Below are 21,011 nucleotides of genomic sequence, written 5' to 3'. Positions count from 1 at the left end.
GGACGCCTCTGATGGATATGTTGCCCGTGGGCCCGCTGTTCGCTGTACTGGTCGTGCTGATCCTCTGGTCCGCCCTGTTCACGGCCATCGAAGCCGCCCAGCAGCATTTGCTGGCCCAACGCAAGGCTTCGCGCGCCGGTGACAAACCGCTGGCGAAGCTGAGTTTCCCCCGGGACAGTCTGATTCTGTGCAATACCCTCTGCCGCGCCCTCGCGGTGGTGATCGGAACACTGCTGGCGATTTTTACCTGGCTGCAACACGGCCCCTTGATAGCCTGGCTCGGTACCAGCGCGGCTCTGCTGGTCTTTGCCGATTACCTGCCGCGCACCCTGGCCACCCGCCATCCCGATGCGGTACTGGCGTTGGGTAACGCCTTGCTTGGCGTGCCCTTGAAGATTCTTTATCCATTTGCCTGGCTATTGAATGGCATCAGTCAATTGCTGCTGCGTCCGTTTGCCCGCCAGGCAAGCGTGGTACAGCAAAACGACGATGAAATGCCCACACCCGCGCGCAACGATCACGAACCCGAACACAACAGCGGTCGGCCGCATCCGGTTTCCGGCATCCATGCCCTGGACAACATTACCGTCAACGATATTCTCGTGCCCCGCAGTGAGGTCGATGGCATCAACCTCGACGACCCCATCGGCGACATCATTGAACAGTTGCGCCTGAACCGCCGTACTCGCCTGCCGGTGTTTCACAGCGACATCAACCAGGTCGAAGCGGTGCTCAATACCCGCCAGATCCGCCACCTGCTCAAGGATGCGAGCCTGACCCAGGAAGCGCTGCTGGCTGCCTGCCACGAACCCTACTTCGTTCCCGAAAGCACGCCACTGCAGCTGCAATTGCTGAACTTCCACAAGCAGCAACGACGCCTGGGCATGGTGGTGGACGAATATGGCGAAGTGCTGGGCATTGTCACCCTGGAAGACATCCTTGAAGAAATCGTCGGGGAGTTCGAAAGCGAGCACAGCCTCGACAACCCCCACGTCCATCCCCAGCCTGATGGACGCCTCATGATCGATGGCGCCGCGTCGATCCGCGAACTGAACAGGACCCTGGGCTGGCACCTGCCTTGCGAAGGCCCCAAGACCCTCAACGGCCTGGTGACCGAAGCACTGGAGACCATTCCCGAAAGCCCGGTCTGCCTGAAGATCGGCCGCTATCGGCTGGAAATCATCGAAACCGTGGATAACCGCGTCAGCCAGGTGCTGGTGTGGCACAACAGTTCGGTGCCGCTGGCGTCCTAAGCCCTCGCCACAGGGTTGTGCGCAAGCGCCGCTATTGTGTACGGGCTCTCTTGTTGAATCGTTAGCCCCCTTCCTATACTCAACCCGCTTATCCAGCGCGCGCCAGCGAGCCGAGGGAGTTCGACCATAATAATTAGCTCCAACGGAGCACATGACTGTCAGGGATAACCGCATGACAACGACCACTTGCAACGAAGCTGTGTCTGCCCCGCCGACGAACTCCGCCACCCGCGTGGCGACCGCAAGCTTCATCGGCACGGCCATCGAGTTCTATGACTTCTACGTCTACGCCACGGCTGCGGCCCTGGTGATCGGGCCGGTGTTCTTCCCGCAAACCTCAGGCACGGCACAAATGCTCTCGTCCTTCCTGACGTTCGGCATCGCATTCCTCGCTCGCCCGCTGGGTTCGGCGCTGTTCGGCCACTTCGGCGACCGGATCGGGCGCAAGTCCACGCTGGTGGCGTCCCTGCTGCTGATGGGTGTGTGTACCACGCTGATCGGCGTACTGCCCGGTTACGCCAGTATTGGCGCCTGGGCGCCGATCCTGTTGTGCGTGCTGCGTTTTGGCCAGGGGTTGGGCCTGGGCGGTGAATGGGGTGGCGCAGCGTTGCTTGCCACCGAGAACGCGCCCAAGGGCAAACGCGCTTGGTTCGGTATGTTTCCCCAACTGGGGCCCTCGATCGGCTTTCTGGCGGCCAACGGGTTGTTCCTGACCCTGGCCATGACCCTGGACGACGAGCAGTTCCGTTCCTGGGGCTGGCGCATCCCGTTCCTGCTCAGTGCGGTGCTGGTGATCGTCGGCCTCTATGTGCGCCTCAAGCTTCATGAAACACCCGTCTTCGCCGATGCCATGGCCCGCCAGGAACGGGTGAAAGTTCCGCTGGTCGAGCTGTTCAGCCAGTACTGGGCGCCGACGTTGCTGGGTGCCGCGGCGATGGTGGTGTGTTATGCGCTGTTCTACATCTCGACCGTGTTTTCCCTGAGCTACGGTGTGTCCACCCTCGGCTACAGCCGCGAAACCTTCCTCGGCCTGCTGTGCTTTGCGGTGCTGTTCATGGCCGCCGCGACGCCGCTGTCGGCCTGGGCCAGCGACCGCTACGGCCGCAAACCGATATTGCTTATCGGGGGCGTACTGGCAATTGCCTCGGGCTTCCTCATGGAGCCCTTGCTGACCCAGGGCACAACCTTGGGCGTGGCGCTGTTCCTGTGCATCGAGCTGTTTCTGATGGGCGTGACCTTCGCCCCCATGGGCGCCCTGCTACCGGAGCTGTTTCCCACCCATGTGCGCTATACCGGCGCCTCGGCCGCCTACAACCTGGGCGGCATCGTCGGCGCTTCGGCCGCCCCGTTCTTTGCCCAGAAACTGGTGGCAATGGGCGGTTTGAGCTACGTCGGTGGTTATGTCTCGGGGGCCGCGGTGCTCAGCGTGATCGCGGTACTGTGCCTGAAAGAGACGCGCCATAACGATTTGAACAGGGTCGCCTGAACCCTCGGTGCGGGCCCGGCGACAGGCCCGCACCGAACCTGTCACAAGGCTGAATGCCTTGCAATGAAATAACAGCTAACAATCATCCACCATTGAAACCACCCCTCGCCTGCCCCATCTAAGACCCATACTCCATTGCGCAGGTGCCCCATGAGCGACCAGCACTCTACTGAAGCCACGAACGATTACGCCGACTCCGAACACATCGAACACACCTCCTCCGGCACCGGCCTGGCCCTGCCCGGCCAAAACCTGCCGGACAAGGTCTACATCATTCCAATCCACAATCGCCCGTTCTTCCCGGCCCAAGTGCTGCCGGTCATTGTCAATGAGGAACCTTGGGCTGAAACCCTGGAATTGGTCGCCAAATCCGAACACCATTCCCTGGCGCTGTTTTTCATGGATACGCCCCAGGAAGATCCGCGCCACTTCGACACCTCAGCGCTGCCGCTGTATGGCACGCTGGTCAAGGTGCACCACGCCAGTCGCGAAGGCGGCAAACTGCAGTTCGTTGCCCAGGGTCTGACCCGCGTGCGCATCCGCACCTGGCTCAAGCACCATCGCCCACCGTACCTGGTGGAAGTCGAATACCCGCACCAGCCAAGCGAGCCGACCGACGAGGTCAAGGCCTATGGCATGGCGTTGATCAATGCGATCAAGGAACTGCTTCCACTCAATCCGCTGTACAGCGAAGAGCTGAAGAATTACCTCAACCGCTTCAGCCCCAACGACCCGTCGCCCCTGACTGACTTTGCCGCCGCACTCACCTCGGCCACCGGCAGTGAGTTGCAGGAAGTGCTCGATTGCGTCCCCATGCTCAAGCGCATGGAAAAAGTGCTGCCGATGCTGCGCAAGGAAGTTGAAGTCGCGCGGCTGCAGAAGGAGATTTCTGCCGAGGTCAACAACAAGATTGGCGAGCATCAGCGCGAATTCTTCCTCAAGGAACAGTTGAAGGTCATCCAGCAGGAGCTGGGGCTGACCAAGGACGATCGCAGCGCCGATATCGAACAATTCGAGCAGCGGCTGGAGGGCAAGGACTTGCCGGCCCAGGCGCAAAAGCGCATCGAAGAGGAAATGAACAAGCTCTCGATCCTGGAAACCGGCTCGCCGGAATACGCGGTCACCCGCAATTACCTCGATTGGGCGACGTCGGTGCCGTGGGGCGTGTATGGCCAGGACAAGCTCGACCTCAAGCACGCGCGCAAGGTGCTCGACCAGCACCATGCCGGGCTGGGGGACATCAAGGACCGCATCCTCGAGTTTCTCGCCGTGGGTGCCTATAAAGGCGAAATCAGCGGCTCCATCGTGCTGCTGGTGGGGCCGCCGGGGGTGGGCAAGACCAGTGTTGGCAAGTCCATCGCCGAAACCCTGGGTCGGCCGTTCTACCGTTTCAGCGTCGGCGGCATGCGCGATGAAGCCGAAATCAAGGGCCATCGGCGCACCTACATCGGTGCTCAACCGGGCAAGCTGGTGCAGGCGCTTAAAGATGTCGAAGTGATGAACCCGGTGATCATGCTCGACGAGATCGACAAGATGGGTCAGAGCTACCAGGGCGATCCGGCCTCGGCCTTGCTGGAAACCCTCGACCCGGAGCAGAACGTCGAATTCCTCGATCACTACCTGGACCTGCGCCTGGACCTGTCGAAAGTGCTCTTCGTGTGCACCGCCAACACCCTGGACTCGATCCCTGGCCCGCTGCTAGACCGGATGGAAGTGATTCGCCTGTCGGGCTATATCACCGAAGAAAAGGTCGCCATCGCCAAGCGCCATTTGTGGCCCAAACAACTGGCCAAGGCCGGCGTGTCCAAAGGCAGCCTGAATATCACCGACAGCGCCCTCAAGGCCCTGATCGACGGTTATGCCCGTGAGGCCGGGGTGCGGCAGCTGGAGAAACAGCTGGGCAAGCTGGTGCGCAAGGCGGTGATGAAACTGATCGATGACCCGAAAGCCGTGATCAAGCTTGGGCCCAAGGACCTTGAGGCATCGCTGGGCAAGCCGGTGTTCCGCAACGAGCAAGTGCTGTCCGGCATCGGTGTGATTACCGGCCTGGCCTGGACCAGCATGGGCGGCGCGACGCTGCCGATCGAAGCGACGCGCATCCACACGCTCAATCGCGGCTTCAAGCTCACCGGGCAACTGGGGGAGGTGATGAAAGAGTCAGCGGAAATCGCCCACAGCTACGTCAGCTCGCATTTGAAGCAGTTTGGCGGCGATCCGAAGTTCTTCGACGAAGCCTTCGTTCACTTGCACGTACCGGAAGGCGCCACCCCCAAGGACGGTCCGAGTGCCGGGGTGACTATGGCCAGCGCCTTGCTGTCCCTGGCTCGCAACCAGGCGCCGAAAAAAGGCGTGGCCATGACCGGCGAACTGACCCTCACCGGGCACGTGCTGCCCATTGGTGGGGTGCGCGAGAAAGTGATCGCGGCGCGACGGCAGAAAATCAATGAGCTGATCCTGCCGGAAGCCAACCGGGGCAACTTCGAAGAACTGCCGGACTACCTCAAGGAAGGCGTCACCGTGCACTTCGCCAAGCGGTTTGCCGATGTGGCCAAGGTGTTGTTCTGATAGTCCTGTAGCGCTTGTGCGGGCCTCATCGCGAGCAGGCTCGCTCCCACAGTGGCTTTGTGTTGTTCACAACATGTGTGATCCACACCAAACCCTTGTGGGAGCGAGCCTGCTCGCGATAAGGCCATGAGATCCAACACATGCCCCGCTGACACACCCAGTAGCATCTTCGGTTATGCTCGCCGTTCGTCGTGAATGCCGGAGCCCTTATGTCCCTCACCCGCCTGCTCGTCCCTTTCAGCCTCGCCCTGCTGAGTGCCTGCGCCACGCAACCGAAACACAACGTGACCGTGGAAAAACTGAGCCAGTGCCCGGTGCAGCTCACTAACGGCCAGAACCTGATCCTGAATTTGCCCAGCAACCCCAGCACCGGTTATCGCTGGGCGGTCCAGGATTCGGCTGGCGGCGTGCTGAAGGCCTTGGGGCCTGAGGTTTACCGCAACCCGGAAGACGCCGGCATCGTCGGCGCGGCCGGAGTATCAACCTGGCGTTTCCAGGCATTTGCTGCCGGAACCGGTCGCTTGCGCCTGACTTATCAACAGCCCTGGGCACCTGAAGTGCCGCCGGTGGAAACCTTCGACTGCGCCATTTCGGTGAATTGACCATGGGTTGGCTGATCCTTGCATTGATGGGCGCGGCCACCTATGTGTACGGGCTCACTGTGCATGCCACCCTGCTGTGCCTGCTGGTCAAGCCGATGCCGGTGCTGGCCCTGCTCGGCTGGCTGCACGATGCGCCACCCAGCGAATATCGACGCTGGATCAGCCTGGGCCTGATTTTCTCGCTGGTGGGCGATGTGCTGCTGGCTTGGCCCGGGGATCTGTTCGTGTTCGGCCTTGGCGCGTTTCTGCTGGCGCACCTGGCCTATCTGAAAGCCTACCTCAGCGACTGTCGCCGTCCGGCGTTGCTATCGCTGGCTTTGGCATTGGGGCTTGGCGCAACGCTGCTGGGGATTCTGATATCGAGCGGTCTGGGGCCTTTGCTCGTCCCGGTGATTGTCTACGGCCTGGCCATCAGCGCCATGCTCTGGCGTGCGCTGGCGCGATTGGGCACTGAAGTCCCCGAGCGCTCGGCCTGGCTGGCCGCTGCCGGGGCTCTGGCGTTTGTGTTTTCCGACAGCGTCATTGGCATAAACCGGTTCGTGGCGCCCTTTCATGCCGCGCCTTACCTGATCATCATCAGTTATTGGCTGGGCCAGTGGGGCATTGCGGCGTCGGCCTTCACTCAAAAAAACCACTGAACCAGAGAGCAAGCCCGGCGCTCACAAAGGCTCGCTCCCAGAGGTTTTTTGGTTAAAATGCCGGCCTTTTCACCACCCATGCCGCTGGAACTGCCGTGAGCAAAGAACCCGATCGTCTATTCGCCCAGCCCCTGGCCCAGGTGCCTGACTTCGCCTTTAACGAGGACGTGGTGCGGGTGTTTCCGGACATGATCAAGCGTTCGGTGCCGGGTTACCCGACCATCGTCGAGAACCTGGGCGTGCTCGCCGCGCAATTTGCCCAGCCGGGCAGCGTCCTCTACGACCTGGGCTCGTCCCTGGGCGCGGTGACCCAGGCCCTGCGCCGCCATGTGCGCACCGACGGTTGCCGGGTGATTGCGGTGGATAACTCGGCGGCCATGGTCGAGCGCTGCCGCGAGTACCTTAACGGCCAGGACTCGATGTTCCAGGAGTTGCTGCCGGTTGAAGTGATCGAAGGCGACATCCTCGCCCTGACGTTCCAGCCGGCCTCGGTGGTAGCGCTGAACTTCACCCTGCAGTTCATTGCGCCGGATCAGCGTACCGCCTTGTTGAGCCGCATCCGCCAGTCCCTGCTGCCCGGCGGTGCGTTGATCCTCTCGGAGAAGCTGCGCTTTAACGATGAACAAGAGCACGCGCTGCTCAACGACCTGCATGTGGCGTTCAAGCGCGCCAACGGCTACAGCGAGCTGGAAATTGCCCAGAAACGCAGCGCCATCGAAAACGTCATGAAGCCCGACAGCCTCGAAGAACACCGCGAACGCCTGCTGGCGGCCGGGTTCTCGAAAGTCGTGCCGTGGTTCCAGTGTCTTAATTTTGCCTCGTTGATTGCCCTGCCATGATTGATCTGTCTCCCCTGGCCCGCCATCTGGCCGGCACCCCTCTGGCCGATTGGGCCGCGACGCTGCAAACGCAACTGGACGGCAAAATGGAAAAGGGTCATGGCGACCTGGAGCGTTGGCAAAGCGCCCTCGATGCCTTGCCGGTGCTGCAACCGACCCGGATCGACCTGCTGAACGGCCTGACCCTCGACACCGATTGCAGCGACGAAACCCGTGAACAGATGCGAACTGCGCTGATGGGCCTGTCGCCGTGGCGCAAAGGGCCTTTCGACCTGTTTGGCGTGCACGTTGACACCGAATGGCGTTCGGACTGGAAGTGGTCGCGGGTCGCCCCGCACCTGGACCTGGTGGGCAAGCGCATTCTCGATGTGGGCTGCGGCAATGGTTATTACATGTGGCGGATGCTCGGCGCCGGTGCCGACACGGTGATCGGCGTCGACCCCAACTGGCTGTTCTTCTGCCAGTTCCAGGCGGTGCAGCGCTACCTCTCGCAGCCCAACGCCTGGCACCTGCCTTTCCCATTCGAGGCGCTGCCGCCGGAGCTGGAAGGCTTCGACACAGTGTTTTCCATGGGTGTGTTCTACCATCGCCGCTCGCCAATCGAGCATTTGCTGGCGCTCAAGGATTGCCTGGTCAAGGGCGGAGAGCTGGTATTGGAAACATTGGTGATCGAGGGCGACGAACATCAGGTGCTGGTCCCCGAGGACCGTTACGCACAGATGCGCAACGTGTGGTTCCTGCCCTCGGTACCGGCCCTGGAACGCTGGCTGCGCCGCGCCGGCTTCAGCGATGTGCGCTGTGTGGACGTGAGCTTGACCACTGTGGAAGAACAGCGCAGCACCGAGTGGATGAAGTATCAGTCGCTTAGCGACTTTCTCGATCCCGCCGACCACAGCAAAACCATCGAAGGACTGCCGGCGCCAATGCGGGCGGTGATTGTGGCGCGGAAATAAATCGCCCAGGTACCACAACCCCCTCTGTGGGAGCGGGCTTGCTCGCGAAGGCGGCAGCACATTCAACATGAATGCAAGGCTCAGCTCCCACAGGGATTGTGGTGAACGCAGGATCTGTGGACACCCGGGACCCCATGTGGGAGCTGAGCTTGCTCGCGATGGCGGCGGACCATTCAACATCTATGTGACTGACACGCCGCTTTCGCGAGCAAGCCCGCTCCCACAGGGTACAGCGTCAGTCTTGGGATTTGGCTCTGCGGGCCTTGAAGAACTCGCTCAACACCGCACTGCACTCGTCAGCCAACACCCCGCCCTCGAACATCACCCGGTGATTCAGAAACCCCTGGCTGAAAAATTGCCCCTGGCTCTGCACAATGCCGGCCTTGGGCTCCAGGGCGCCGTAGACGACCCGGGCGATGCGCGAGTGAACGATGAGGCCGGCGCACATGCTGCACGGCTCCAGCGTCACATAGAGGGTGCTGCCGGGCAGGCGATAGTTGCTCACGGCCTGGGCGGCGGCGCGGATGGCGACCATTTCCGCATGGGCGCTGGGGTCGTGGCCGCTGATCGGGCAGTTGAAGCCGCGGCCGATGATCTCACCGTCCTGCACGAGCACCGCGCCCACCGGCACTTCACCCAAAGCCGCGCCTTGTGCGGCGAGGCTCAGGGCTTCGCGCATGAAATCCTGGTCACGGCTGCGGTCGATGATTTTGGCGGGGCGAATCTGGCGCATCACGCCACCTCGATGGCGGCCATCAGGCCGGTTTCCATGTGGTCGATCACATGGCAATGGAACATCCACACGCCTGGGTTATCCGCCACCAGCGCCACCTGCGCCCGCTCGTTCTTGCCCAGCAGATAGGTGTCGGTGAAATACGGGATGACCTTGTGCCGGTTGGATGCAATCACCTTGAAGCTCATGCCGTGCAAATGGATCGGATGCTGGTACTGAGTCATGTTCTTCAATTCGAAAATATAGCTCTGGCCTTTTTTCAACGTGGCGATTGGCCGGTCGGCGCAGGTCTTGTCGGTGATGTCCCAGGCCTTGCCGTTGATCTGCCACAAACTCGGTGGTTTGCCGTTGTCGACATTGACCGACACCGAACCGACCCACTCGAAATTGAAGTTGAGTTTCTCGGCATTGGCCAGGTCTGGCTCGGCCACCGGGTTAGGTGGCAACGCAGGCGGCCACTGGGCCGGCGCCTCGTTGTTGGGCACGGAGCGCAAAGTGCCCAGCCGCACCGGACCATTGCGCAATGACAACTCCTCCCCGGCCGCCGGCGCCTTGATCGCCAGACAAATGCGCATGCCCGGACCCAGCCAGTATTCCTTGCCCAGCGGGCGCGGTTCGATAGGGTTGCCGTCCAACGCATAGATCTGCGCTTCAACGCCGGGGATGTTGATGCGGTAAGTGAGAGTGTTGTCGAGATTGAGCAAACGCACCCGGGTGATCTGCCCGGCCGGCAGATCAATCACCGGCAGCGGCTCGCCGTTGATAGTCGACAGACGCCCGGCCGTCCCTCCACGCGCCGCTTCACGGGGAATGCTGAAGGCGACGAACTCGCCTTGCTCATCCACATGCCAGTTCTTGAGGCTGAGGGTTTGTTCGTATTTGAAGCCGGTGGGCTCACGCTCCTCGACAATCAAAGGCCCAACGAGCCCGCGACCGAGCTCCTCGCTGCTGTTGACGTGGGGGTGATACCAATAGCTGCCGGCGTCCGGCACGCGGAATTTGTAATCGAAGTATTCACCCGGCAGCACCGGCAATTGCGAGACATACGGCACGCCGTCCATCTCCAGCGGCAGACGGATACCGTGCCAGTGAATGGTGGTCGCAACCGGCAGGTGATTAATGAAGCGCACCCGCAACCATTCGCCCTGACGCACCCGCAATTCAGTACCCGGTGCCGACGGACCAAAAGCCCAGGCCTGGGTCTTGTGCCCGGCCACCAGCTCCACGTCCAGGGGCGCGGCGATCAACTCATAGTCGTGACCGGCCTCGGCATCGGCCATCTTGCCCAACCAATACCGCGACGCGCCCCCCGCCCCTACGCCCACGACAACAAGACCGGCCAGGCCACCGAGTATTTGGCGACGGGTAAAGGACATGAAGCGACCACCTCTTGAATCTGCGGCGGACCCTGGGGCCCGCAAAAGGCGAATACGATACACCTGCAATTGAGAAATATTAAGTGAAGGATTGTCGCGTCGCCCGGTCGAGCCATCATCGTCAGATGCGACAAGGGCGCCTAATGGCGCCCCAAACGGTTCAGACCGTCACCCAACCAAAACTTCCAACTCTCTGACAGCCAAGCCAGGTAACCGCCGCCCCTCTTTCGCAACGTTGACCTGCAAAGCCACCTGCGCCAGATCCAACACGTGCTTGGGAAGTGAATAGCTGCCCTTGGCCTGCAGCCAGGTCAGGATGTCTGCCAAGTGCCAGATAGACGAACTCCCTTCGTGCACAGGCGTCGGGAAGCTGCCAGGATGAGCCAACATCAGCTTGCGCATGTTCTGTCGAGATACGCCTACGATTTCGGCTACGTCGGTCAGCCCGACCCAATCAGGAGCAACCTCGATCAGTTTGGCCGACGGCACCGCGCGGCGGACATCGCCCAGGGCACTAAGCACGGCCTTGATCGCATCCTCAGCCTCGCGAGTGAACTCAAGCGCCAGCCGACCCGGTTGCCCAATGCCTACCAGAGCGTCGTCGCAGCCAGCCTCACCCAGCCGCTCGACCAGTTCATCCGCGGGACAGTCATCACCAGCGAGCTGATATTTCAAGGTAAAGGTGTATTCCATTTCCTAGTCCTCAGCACCGTCATCAGCTTCGCGCCAATTACGATGCGCAGTGCAATTGTCCACAACGCGCCGCAATGCTCGCGCGTGATTGCCAGGGTTCTTTGGCGTGCTCCATATCGACGTAATGCAGAACTCACCGCAGCGGCAGTCCTCATCGTTATAAGGACAATAAGCCGCCCCCAGGCGTGACTACCGCCAACTACTACACGCCAGCCCTGCGCTTCGGCATGCCTAAGCACTTCTTCGACCTCTTTCTTCGGGTGCGAGGGACGACTCATCCGTGATCTCCAGTATTCGCATGGCCCACTAGGTTGTCAATCGACAACCTTGGCCCGCTCTTCAATAGCTGCGATACCCGCAGGCCATACCGCCCGATGATAAGCGCCTCTCGGCCCCCGCTGAGACGGTAATCGTAGCGAAACGTGACGGGAAAACCGCCTGACAGAAGCTTTCCTCAGGAGACCCGCAGATGAGAAATAGTAAGGCCAGTCAAAATGAAAAAACCCTGGAGAGGTTATCCACAGGGTTTTCCTGTACACATCGATACGGTGGTCATTCGTGCAGCATGCGCAGATAAGAGACTCTTCGCGCATCTGCTGCGTTGAATCAGCAACTTGGGGATCGAAATCGGATCTATAAATGGCGCGCTTCGAACTGGGATAGGCTGGTCGCCACATCCTGCCATCGCCGCCCTAACTTAACCAAGAACTACACCGCCAATGCCGACTTCAATGCCGATGCTGCCAATTGCCAAGGTGTGTTACGACAGATGATGAGTAGATACTTTTCCTGTCGTGGGACATTGGCTGGCTTCTATAAAGCCTGGATGGTGATGGTCAGCGCGCTTCTCATCGCCTGCCAATCGCCGCGCGAGGCACTGCAACAACTGGCTGAAGAGCACGGCCGACAATGGGAGGTCTTGCCAGGCCACGCCTTCCCCCTCCTCATACTTGCGCCGCACACTGGGGAAAAGATGACTCGCCTGCGTGTCTACCTGGAAGGCGATGGCCATTCCTGGGCGACGGCCACTCAACCCAGCCTGGATCCGAGCCCGCACAATCTGTTAGTGCCACGACTGGCGGTCGATGATCCGACACCGAACGCGTACCTGGCACGCCCCTGCCAGTTCGTCATGGCCGCAGCCTGTCAATCAGCACTCTGGACCAATCGCCGCTTTTCTCAGGAAGTGGTCACCCGTCTCAGCCAGGCGCTGGACCAACTGAAACAGCGATATGGCAATAGGGAGTTCGAACTGGTGGGGTATTCAGGTGGAGCCGCTCTCGCATTATTGTTAGCGGCACAGCGCAATGATGTTACTCAGGTGCAAACCCTTGCTGGCAATCTCAGTCCACGTCTGTGGGCGACGATGAAAGGACTGTCGCCACTCGACGGTTCACTGGATCCGCTGGACTATCGTAGTCGACTCGCCTTATTGCCCCAGCGTCATCTCATCGGAGAAGCAGACCTGATTGTTCCAGGTCGTTTAGCTGATAGGTACCAACAGGCGCTGGGCTCGCCCCTTTCCCAATACGTCCATGTACCAGGAGCCAGCCATGATAGGGGGTGGGAAGCGACATGGAGCCGGTGGGCCAAAATTCCATTGGCACATGAGAATCCTGAGATTAAGGGTGGGCACGTCCGTTTAAAAACATCCGAACACCATTCCCCCTAGTGCCTGACCCGGGCGTGACCACAACGGCGACCTTAAGTTCCGCTTATTGCTGAATAACCCTATAAAGCCTCAAAAAATAACTGTAACGTCGCATTTTTTAGCTTTTTCTTCGTCATTTATTCTTTTTATGGTGATTTGCCCTACAAGCATCGTGTAAATTTCACCGCGCTTGAATCAGCACTTCACTGACAAGCTGGCAGGGAAGCCTAAAACAGACGCTGACGCGCAGGTTGTTCTCTGTCAGTTTCTACCCTGTAAGGATACTGTCTTGAACATCTCCCACCTGCGCCGCTCGTTGTTGGCGCTGTCCATCGCGGCTGCCACTGCCACGGTCCATGCCGCACCCGCACCCGACTTCAACCACGACCTGAGCACAGGGGCATACAGCAGCTCCGGTGACGTTTTCAATAACGCCACCTTCACCGGGACGTCGCAAAACGCTGGTGTAGAGCTGACCGACGTGACCCTGGCGGGCAACCTGGTCAACCAGGGCAACATCAACCTGACGGCCGCGAACCCCAGCGACATCCCGGCCGGCATCGCCATGACCCTCAATTCCACCGTCGCTGGCGATCTGGTAAATCATGGCGACATTACGGTGAGCGGCAATGGCGCCATGGGGCTGGACCTGTATCTGGCGAATATCGCTGGCGAAGTGAACAACAACGGCAACATCACTGTGACTGGCGAAGATGCCAACGGCATGATGATCACCTCGACCCAGGCGAACATCAATAACTCGGGCACTATCACCGCTCGTGGCATCGACTCTGCGGGTATCGAGATCGAGAACGCTCGCTTTACCGGTCAGATGACAGGCGCTCCCTTCAAGAGCGATATCAACAACAGCGGGACTATCTCCGCCGATGGAGTCGGTATCCATTTTCGCAGTCTCGACACCTCCGGCGGTTTCGACATCCTCACCATCAGGCAGACAGGTGGCCTGATCGAAGGCGGCACCGCAGCAATTCTGGCGGACGACAATGCCTCCCCTTCGTATTTCTACTGGCAAGGTGGTCAGGTCAAGGGTGACCTGCTGGGCCTGAGTGGTGTGCTGGTGCAAGGGGACGCGATGTTCGATGGCTCGACCATCCGCGCCGGTTTCGTCGATATCGACGGGGGCCGCCTGACTCTGCTTCGCCCGCAGACTACGATTGTGGGCGACCTCGACATGGACAGCGAGACTGCGCGTTTGCGCCTGCTGCTGGATAACAACACACTGCCCAACACGCCGATCCTGAAAGTCACCGGCAATACCTACTTCTCTCCAGGCAGCCAGATCGAACTGCAGGCTCGCTCCGACGACTTCCGCACGTCGGGCACCCGCTACACCCTCATCAACTCTGGCACTTGGGAAGACCCGCAGAACCTGTCCGTGGTTTCCTCCTCGGCGTTGCTTGAGGTGAGGAACTTCGGCATTGAAGGTCAGGACGTGAAAGCACTGGTTGCCACCCGCAGTGATGAGGCGATCACGCAAGACCTGCTGGGTGCCCGTGGTTCGCGCAACGCGGTGAACGCCATCAATCCGTTCAAGAACACGGTCATGGGCCAGTTGGACGAAAGTGACCCGGTATTCCAGCGTTTCGCCAACGCCGCCACCAGTGAAGATCTGGCCGAACTTGCCGAAACCCTGACCCCGGACGTCAGCCGCGGGGCGATCAACGCCGCCACCAACAGCCAGAACCTGGTCGCAAGTGCCATCAACCGCCGCGCCAGCAAAGCGCGTAGCGGTCTGTCCTCCGGTGACGTCCTGGCAGAACAAGGCGTATGGCTGCAAGCGCTGTCCAGCGATGCCAACCAGGACAGCCGCCACGGTATCGACGGCTACGACGCCAACACCAACGGCATCGCCGTGGGTGCCGACGGCAAGCTCAACGCCGATACCACCATGGGCCTGGCTTACAGCTACCTGACCAGCGACGTTAAATCCGACCTGGGCCACAAAACCGACGTCAGCGGCCATGCACTGACCCTGTACGGCAACTGGACCCATGACAACTTCTTTGTCGACACCTCGCTGATGTATGGCTGGAACGACAACGAGTCCAAACGCTACATCGCCGGTACCCGCGCCAAGGCCGACTACGACAGTGAGATCTTCGGCGTCAACGCACTGGCAGGCTACACTTTCCAGCTCGACAAGCAGTGGCTGCTGGAACCACAGATCGGTGCGCGTTATGCCAACGTGTCGATTGATTCGTACCGTGAAAAAGGTAGCTCAGCCGCCCTCAACGTCGGCAGCCAGCGTTATGAAATCGGCGAAATGGGCCTGGGCGCTCGTCTGGCGGCCGCTTTTGACGTAGGTGTGGGCAGCCTGGAACCGGAAGCCAAGCTGATGGCCTGGCACGATTTCATCGGCGACAAGGCCGGCACCACCTCCACCTTCGTACTCGGTGGTACCCCCTTCACCACCACAGGCGCGACACCGGCGCGCGACAGCTACGAGCTGGGACTGGGCGCGAACTACCGCGTGGGCGCGTGGAGCGTGGGAGGGACGTACAACTACCTGACCAGCAGTGGTTTCGACGCCGACACCTTCACTGCGAACGTGCGTTACGACTTCTGATCAACGTGTTCGTCTGAAACAACAAAACCCGCCAATGCGGGTTTTGTTGTTTGAGGCTGATGGTAAAGCCCGTAGCGTCTGGCGATGTCACCTGCCTGACTCAATATCACCCAGGTCGCAATTCTGTTTCGACCTGGGGCTCTCTAGTTTTTTACTTATAAAACAGAGAGCTGTGGATCAACCTTATTCCCACTCAATCGTCGCCGGCGGCTTGCTCGACACGTCATACGTCACTCGGGAGATGCCTTCGATTTCGTTGATGATCCGCCCGGAAACGGTTTCCAGCAGCTCGTACGGCAGGTGTGCCCAGCGAGCGGTCATGAAGTCGATGGTTTCCACGGCGCGCAGGGCCACGACCCAGGCGTAGCGACGGCCATCGCCGACCACGCCAACCGATTTCACCGGCTGGAACACCACGAACGCCTGGCTGACCTTGTGGTACCAGTCGGCCTTGCGCAGTTCTTCGATGAAGATATGGTCGGCGCGACGCAGCAGGTCGGCGTATTCCTTCTTCACTTCACCAAGGATCCGCACGCCCAGGCCCGGGCCTGGGAATGGGTGGCGGTAGACCATGTCGTACGGCAGGCCCAGCTCCAGGCCGAGGCGACGCACTTCATCCTTGAACAGCTCGCGCAGTGGCTCGACCAGCTTGAGGTTCATTTCTTCCGGCAGGCCACCGACGTTGTGGTGGGACTTGATCACGTGGGCCTTGCCGCTCTTGGCGCCGGCCGACTCGATCACGTCGGGGTAGATGGTGCCTTGGGCCAGGTACTTGATGTTGTCCAGCTTGCAGGATTCGGCATCGAATACGTCGATGAAGGTGCGACCGATGATCTTGCGCTTCTTCTCCGGGTCGGACTCGCCGGCCAGGTTGTTCAGGAACTGCTCTTCGGCGTTGGCGCGGATCACCTTGACGCCCATGTTCTCGGCAAACATGGCCATCACTTGCTCGCCTTCGTGCAGGCGCAGCAGGCCGTTGTCGACGAAGACGCAGGTCAACTGGTCGCCGATGGCCTTGTGCAGCAACGCGGCAACCACCGAGGAGTCCACGCCGCCGGACAAACCGAGCAGTACGTTGTCGGTGCCGACCTGGGCGCGAACCTGAGCGATGGCGTCTTCAGCGATTTTCGATGGTGTCCACAGGGCTTCGCACTCGCAGATATCGAGGATGAAGCGCGACAGGATGCGACCGCCTTGCTTGGTATGGGTCACTTCCGGGTGGAACTGCACGCCGTAGTAACGGCGATCATCGTTGAACATGCCGGCAATCGGGCAGCTCGGGGTGCTGGCCAGGATGTGGAAGTCTTCCGGCATCTTGGTGACCTTGTCACCGTGGCTCATCCACACGTCGAGGCCAAACAGGCCGTCGGCGTCGATGTGGTCTTCGATGCCATCCAGCAGGCGGCTCTTGCCGACCACGTCGACGCGGGCGTAACCGAACTCACGCAGGTCGGAGCCTTCTACCTTGCCGCCCAGCTGTTCAGCCATGGTCTGCATACCGTAGCAGATACCGAAGACCGGCACGCCCAGGTCGAACACCGCTTGCGGGCAACGCGGGCTGTCGGCTTCGTGCACAGACTCGGGGCCGCCGGCGAGGATGACGCCTTTAGGCGCGAATTCGCGAATCGCTTCGTCATCCATGTCGAACGGATGCAATTCGCAGTACACGCCGATTTCACGCACGCGGCGGGCGATCAGCTGGGTGTACTGGGAACCGAAGTCGAGGATCAGGATGCGGTGAGCGTGAATGTCGAGGGCCATGACTCATTCTCATGTAGTGAATCAGAAACAACTCGGGGCTGAATGAACAGCCCCGGTGATTAACGTTTTGCTGAAGGCCTTAACCTACGCGGTAGTTCGGCGCTTCCTTGGTGATCTGTACGTCGTGGACATGGGACTCGGCCATGCCTGCGCCGGTGATGCGCACGAACTCCGGCTTGGTGCGCATCTCTTCGATGTTGGCGCTGCCGGTGTAGCCCATGGAAGAACGCAGGCCGCCCATCAGTTGATGGATGATGGCGCTCAGGGTGCCTTTGTATGGCACGCGACCTTCGATGCCTTCGGGCACCAGCTTCTCGGCACCCGCAGAGGAGTCCTGGAAGTAACGGTCGGAAGAGCCTTGGGCCTGGGACATGGCACCCAGCGAGCCCATGCCGCGGTAAGCCTTGTAGCTGCGGCCCTGGAACAGTTCGATCTCGCCTGGCGCTTCTTCAGTACCGGCAAACATCGAACCCATCATCACGCAGGAGGCCCCGGCGACGATGGCCTTGGACAGGTCACCGGAGAAGCGGATGCCGCCGTCGGCGATCAACGGTACGCCAGTGCCTTCAAGGGCTGCGGCGACGTTGGCGATGGCGCTGATTTGCGGCACGCCGACACCGGCAACGATGCGGGTGGTGCAGATCGAGCCTGGGCCGATACCGACCTTGACCGCATCGGCGCCAGCTTCGGCCAGGGCCTTGGCGGCAGCGCCGGTGGCGATGTTGCCGCCGATCACCTGCACTTCAGGGAAGTTCTGCTTGACCCAGCGAACGCGGTCGATCACGCCTTTGGAGTGACCGTGGGCGGTGTCGACCACCACCACGTCGACGCCGGCATTGACCAGGGCCGCGACGCGGTCGCCAGTGTCCTTGCCGGTGCCGACCGCAGCGCCTACGCGCAGACGACCCTGGTCGTCCTTGCTGGCCAGCGGATAAGCCTTGGCTTTTTCGATGTCATTGACGGTCATCATGCCCTTGAGGGCGAACTTGTCGTCGACGATCAGCACGCGCTCGATGCGGTGCTTGTGCAGCAACTCGCGAACTTCGTCCTTGCCGATGCCTTCCTTGACCGTGACCAAACGCTCTTTAGGCGTCATCACCTGACGGACGGTGGCGTCCAGGCGGTTCTCGAAACGCACGTCGCGGGAGGTGACGATGCCGACCAGGTCGCCATCGTGCAGCACCGGAACGCCGGAGATGTTGTGCATGCGGGTCAGTTCGAACAGATCACGAACCGTGGCGTCAGCCTCGATGGTGATCGGGTCCTTGACCACGCCAGCCTCGAACCGCTTGACCTTGCGCACTTCGGCGGCCTGCTGTTCGATGGTCATGTTCTTGTGGATGATACCGATACCGCCTTCCTGGGCCATGGCAATGGCCAGACGGGCTTCGGTCACGGTGTCCATGGCGGCGGAAACCAACGGGATATTCAGTTCGATGCCACGGGTAAGACGGGTTTTGAGACTGACTTCGTTAGGCAGTACCTCGGAATAACCGGGCACTAGGAGAATGTCGTCGAAGGTCAGAGCTTCTTGGCTGATACGCAGCATCGCGGGGGCTCCCGAGCGGGAAAATGGAAGCGCGCCATTATATACATGCACCCCCTCTGGCTCAATGTAAAACTCTGTCTATTATTGTCGGGGTGATTGAAGGGGCTAAACACTGCCCGATTGCTACACATTCCCTTGTGGGAGCGAGCCTGCTCGCGATAGCGGTGTATCGGTCAACACCGTGCCAACTGACCCGACGCCAATCGCGAGCAGGCTCGCTCCCACAGGGGGGGAATCGCTCTCTTACAACTCCACCTTCACCCAACTCACCGGCTGATCCAGCCAGTCGGCGAACTCGTCGATAAAGTCCTGCTTGAACCCCGCCTCCAGCCAGTTGTTGAAGATAAACCCCAAATTGGAAAAGCCACACGGTTGCAGGAACAGAAACCCGTTGATGTCATCTTCATGCCCACACTCCGGGCAGGTGAAGTTGTCGGTGCGGGCCGGCATCCAGTCTTCCAGGCTTTCGAACAGCGCCTCGCCGATTTCCTTGCGGCATTCGGCGCAGCCCGCTTCCTCGAGAAAGCCTTTGGCCGGGGTATAGATGCAGCGCTTGGTGATGATTTCCAGGCCATTGACCGGTTCGCCAAACGGCAAGGCCTCAGGGTGCGTGACCACCTCGCGGGCGCCGGGGGCGATGGCGTGGGCCATGCGATTGCCGGTACGCCCGCAGGTGGTCAGTTGTTCTTCGACGATATTCTTGCGCACCAGCCAGCGCACAACCGCCCGGGCCCGAGGCTCGTGGACCGGCAAGGAGGAAATTTTCGGGACGATGATGCTTTGCGAATTCATGGGACATCCTGCGGCGAATCTACGGGTGGCGACGAGCAAGCCCGCGCCCACCTTGAACCTATGGGCAATGGTGCATTGTACCGTGCCAATTCCCGGAAGGTTTTTCGGTGAACATGGAGATTGAGCAGCGAATGCCCTTATCATGCTGCCCATGATTAAAGATCCCTTTGCCCGACTGGGCCTGGACCGCGAGGTCCTGACTGTCAGCCAGCTCAACGGCCGTGCGCGGGTGCTGCTTGAAGACGTGTTCAGCAACATCTGGGTCGAGGGCGAAATTTCCAACCTTGCCCGCCCTGCCTCCGGCCATGTGTATTTCACCCTCAAGGACAGCGGCGCCCAGGTGCGTTGCGCACTGTTCCGGCAAAATGCCGCGCGGGTGCGTCAAGCCCTCAAAGACGGACTGGCGGTGAAAGTACGCGGCAAGGTCTCACTGTTCGAGGGGCGCGGCGACTATCAGCTGATTCTCGACACCGTGGAACCGGCCGGCGATGGCGCCCTGCGCCTGGCCTTCGATGCGCTCAAGGAAAAGCTCAGCGCCGAAGGCCTGTTCAGCGCCGAGCGCAAGGTGCCGCTGCCGGCCCATCCGCAACGCATCGGCATCATCAGTTCGCCCACCGGCGCGGTGATCCGCGACATCATCAGCGTGTTCCGCCGCCGTGCGCCGCAGATTTCCCTGACGCTGATCCCCACCGCCGTACAGGGCCGCGAAGCCACCGCGCAAATCGTCCGTGCGCTGAAACTGGCGGATGCCCGGGGGTTCGATGCGCTGATCCTGGCCCGAGGCGGCGGCTCGCTGGAAGACTTGTGGTGCTTCAACGAAGAAGCCGTGGCCCGGGCGGTGGACGCCTGCGTCACGCCGATCGTCAGCGCCGTCGGCCATGAAACCGACGTATCCATCAGCGATTTCGTCGCTGACGTGCGCGCCCCGACCCCGTCCGCCGCTGCCGAACTGCTGGCCCCCGATGCCGGCGACCTGGTGCGCCGGGTCGAAAGCCTGCACCGGCGGCTGGTGATGCGCATGCGCGACCGCCTGATGCGCGATCAACTGCGCCTCGAAGGGCTGACCCGACGCCTGCGCCACCCCGGTGAGCGCCTACGCCAGCAAGCCCAGCGCCTCGACGACCTGGACATGCGCATGCGCCGGGCTTTCGAGCGCAGCCTCAATACCCGCCGCGAACGCCTGATCCGCCTGGAAACCCGCCTGGCCGCGCAACATCCGGGGCGGCACCTGGCACTGCTGCGCCAACGCCTGGACAGCCTCGCCGCGCGCCTGCCCCGGGCCATGCGCGAGGGCCTGAAGGCGCGACGCCTGCAACTGCAAAACCAGATGCAGACGCTGCACATCGTCAGCCCCCTGGCGACCCTCGGCCGCGGCTACAGTATTTTGCTCGACGAACGCGGCCAGGCGATCCGCAACGCCGCGCAGACCCAAACCGGCCAGCGCCTGACCGCGCGGCTCGGTGAAGGCGAACTGCTGGTGCGGGTCGAAGACAATCACCTGACGCCGGTCACCCTTTCTCTATTGGATTGATT

General features: G+C 61.0%; 16 protein-coding genes and 1 pseudogene. 10 read left to right on the top strand and 7 right to left on the bottom strand.

Annotated features, from left to right (window positions below):
* Positions 1–11: 11 nt before the first annotated feature.
* The 7 genes from PSH91_RS05180 to cmoB all read left to right on the top strand — a co-directional run bounded on the left by PSH91_RS05180 (position 12) and on the right by cmoB (position 8,336).
* Positions 12–1,253, top strand: a complete 1,242-nt coding sequence (locus PSH91_RS05180) for an HlyC/CorC family transporter (protein ID WP_305467501.1) — start codon at positions 12–14, stop codon at positions 1,251–1,253.
* A gap of 172 nt (positions 1,254–1,425) precedes the next feature.
* The gene (locus PSH91_RS05175; protein ID WP_047227498.1) at positions 1,426–2,739 is read left to right on the top strand and encodes an MFS transporter; all 1,314 of its coding nucleotides are present in this window, start codon (positions 1,426–1,428) and stop codon (positions 2,737–2,739) included.
* A gap of 150 nt (positions 2,740–2,889) precedes the next feature.
* Positions 2,890–5,304, top strand: coding sequence for an endopeptidase La (gene lon, locus PSH91_RS05170; RefSeq protein ID WP_047227497.1), 2,415 nt, complete (start codon positions 2,890–2,892; stop codon positions 5,302–5,304).
* Between the two features lie 209 nt (positions 5,305–5,513).
* Positions 5,514–5,906: a protease inhibitor I42 family protein gene (locus tag PSH91_RS05165; protein WP_107321546.1), complete on the top strand. Its 393-nt coding sequence runs from the start codon at positions 5,514–5,516 to the stop codon at positions 5,904–5,906.
* Between the two features lie 2 nt (positions 5,907–5,908).
* Positions 5,909–6,544: a lysoplasmalogenase gene (locus PSH91_RS05160; protein ID WP_047227495.1), complete on the top strand. Its 636-nt coding sequence runs from the start codon at positions 5,909–5,911 to the stop codon at positions 6,542–6,544.
* Between the two features lie 95 nt (positions 6,545–6,639).
* A complete protein-coding gene (gene cmoA / locus PSH91_RS05155) occupies positions 6,640–7,383 on the top strand; it encodes a carboxy-S-adenosyl-L-methionine synthase CmoA (RefSeq protein WP_139051087.1) in 744 nt (247 codons plus the stop codon).
* Entirely contained in the window at positions 7,380–8,336 is a 957-nt protein-coding gene (gene cmoB / locus PSH91_RS05150) for a tRNA 5-methoxyuridine(34)/uridine 5-oxyacetic acid(34) synthase CmoB (RefSeq protein ID WP_305467498.1), read from the top strand. The genes cmoA and cmoB overlap by 4 nt, the downstream gene beginning before the upstream one ends.
* 235 nt (positions 8,337–8,571) lie before the next feature.
* Here cmoB and tadA read toward each other — a convergent pair whose 3' ends face one another.
* From tadA to PSH91_RS05130, 4 genes and pseudogenes are all read right to left on the bottom strand, one after another.
* Positions 8,572–9,069 (bottom strand): tRNA adenosine(34) deaminase TadA, encoded by a 498-nt coding sequence (gene tadA, locus PSH91_RS05145; RefSeq protein ID WP_047227492.1) that lies wholly within the window; start codon positions 9,067–9,069, stop codon positions 8,572–8,574.
* Positions 9,069–10,445 carry a multicopper oxidase family protein gene (locus PSH91_RS05140; protein WP_047227491.1) on the bottom strand — a complete coding sequence of 459 codons (1,377 nt, stop codon included), beginning with the start codon at positions 10,443–10,445 and terminating at the stop codon, positions 9,069–9,071. The genes tadA and PSH91_RS05140 overlap by 1 nt, the downstream gene beginning before the upstream one ends.
* A 168-nt stretch (positions 10,446–10,613) precedes the next feature.
* A complete protein-coding gene (locus PSH91_RS05135) occupies positions 10,614–11,138 on the bottom strand; it encodes an AlpA family transcriptional regulator (protein ID WP_047227490.1) in 525 nt (174 codons plus the stop codon).
* A gap of 3 nt (positions 11,139–11,141) precedes the next feature.
* Positions 11,142–11,416, bottom strand: a pseudogene (locus PSH91_RS05130) (hypothetical protein).
* A gap of 494 nt (positions 11,417–11,910) precedes the next feature.
* On the opposite strand from PSH91_RS05130, the gene PSH91_RS05125 reads away from it, so the two are divergent.
* Positions 11,911–12,810 (top strand): alpha/beta hydrolase family protein, encoded by a 900-nt coding sequence (locus PSH91_RS05125; protein ID WP_047227594.1) that lies wholly within the window; start codon positions 11,911–11,913, stop codon positions 12,808–12,810.
* Positions 12,811–13,078: 268 nt separating this feature from the next.
* Complete coding sequence (locus PSH91_RS05120) at positions 13,079–15,376, top strand: autotransporter outer membrane beta-barrel domain-containing protein (protein WP_173407358.1); 2,298 nt, start codon at positions 13,079–13,081, stop codon at positions 15,374–15,376.
* Between the two features lie 183 nt (positions 15,377–15,559).
* On the opposite strand, the gene guaA is transcribed toward PSH91_RS05120, so the two are convergent.
* From guaA to PSH91_RS05105, 3 genes are all read right to left on the bottom strand, one after another.
* Positions 15,560–17,137, bottom strand: coding sequence for a glutamine-hydrolyzing GMP synthase (gene guaA, locus PSH91_RS05115; protein ID WP_047227488.1), 1,578 nt, complete (start codon positions 17,135–17,137; stop codon positions 15,560–15,562).
* Positions 17,138–17,216: 79 nt separating this feature from the next.
* Entirely contained in the window at positions 17,217–18,686 is a 1,470-nt protein-coding gene (gene guaB / locus PSH91_RS05110) for an IMP dehydrogenase (protein WP_047227487.1), read from the bottom strand.
* A 243-nt stretch (positions 18,687–18,929) separates the two neighbouring features.
* Entirely contained in the window at positions 18,930–19,478 is a 549-nt protein-coding gene (locus PSH91_RS05105; protein ID WP_107321541.1) for a sugar ABC transporter ATPase, read from the bottom strand.
* Between the two features lie 151 nt (positions 19,479–19,629).
* Here PSH91_RS05105 and xseA point away from each other — a divergent pair, with 151 nt between their 5' ends.
* Entirely contained in the window at positions 19,630–21,009 is a 1,380-nt protein-coding gene (xseA, locus tag PSH91_RS05100) for an exodeoxyribonuclease VII large subunit (RefSeq protein ID WP_107323227.1), read from the top strand.
* Positions 21,010–21,011: the final 2 nt, after the last annotated feature.

The organism is Pseudomonas sp. FP1154 (genome assembly GCF_030687245.1).
In the GTDB taxonomy this organism is placed as follows: Bacteria; Pseudomonadota; Gammaproteobacteria; order Pseudomonadales; family Pseudomonadaceae; genus Aquipseudomonas; species Aquipseudomonas rhizophila.
The sequence above is the reverse complement of the archived record's forward strand: the minus strand, read 5'-3'. Positions and strand labels throughout refer to the sequence as shown.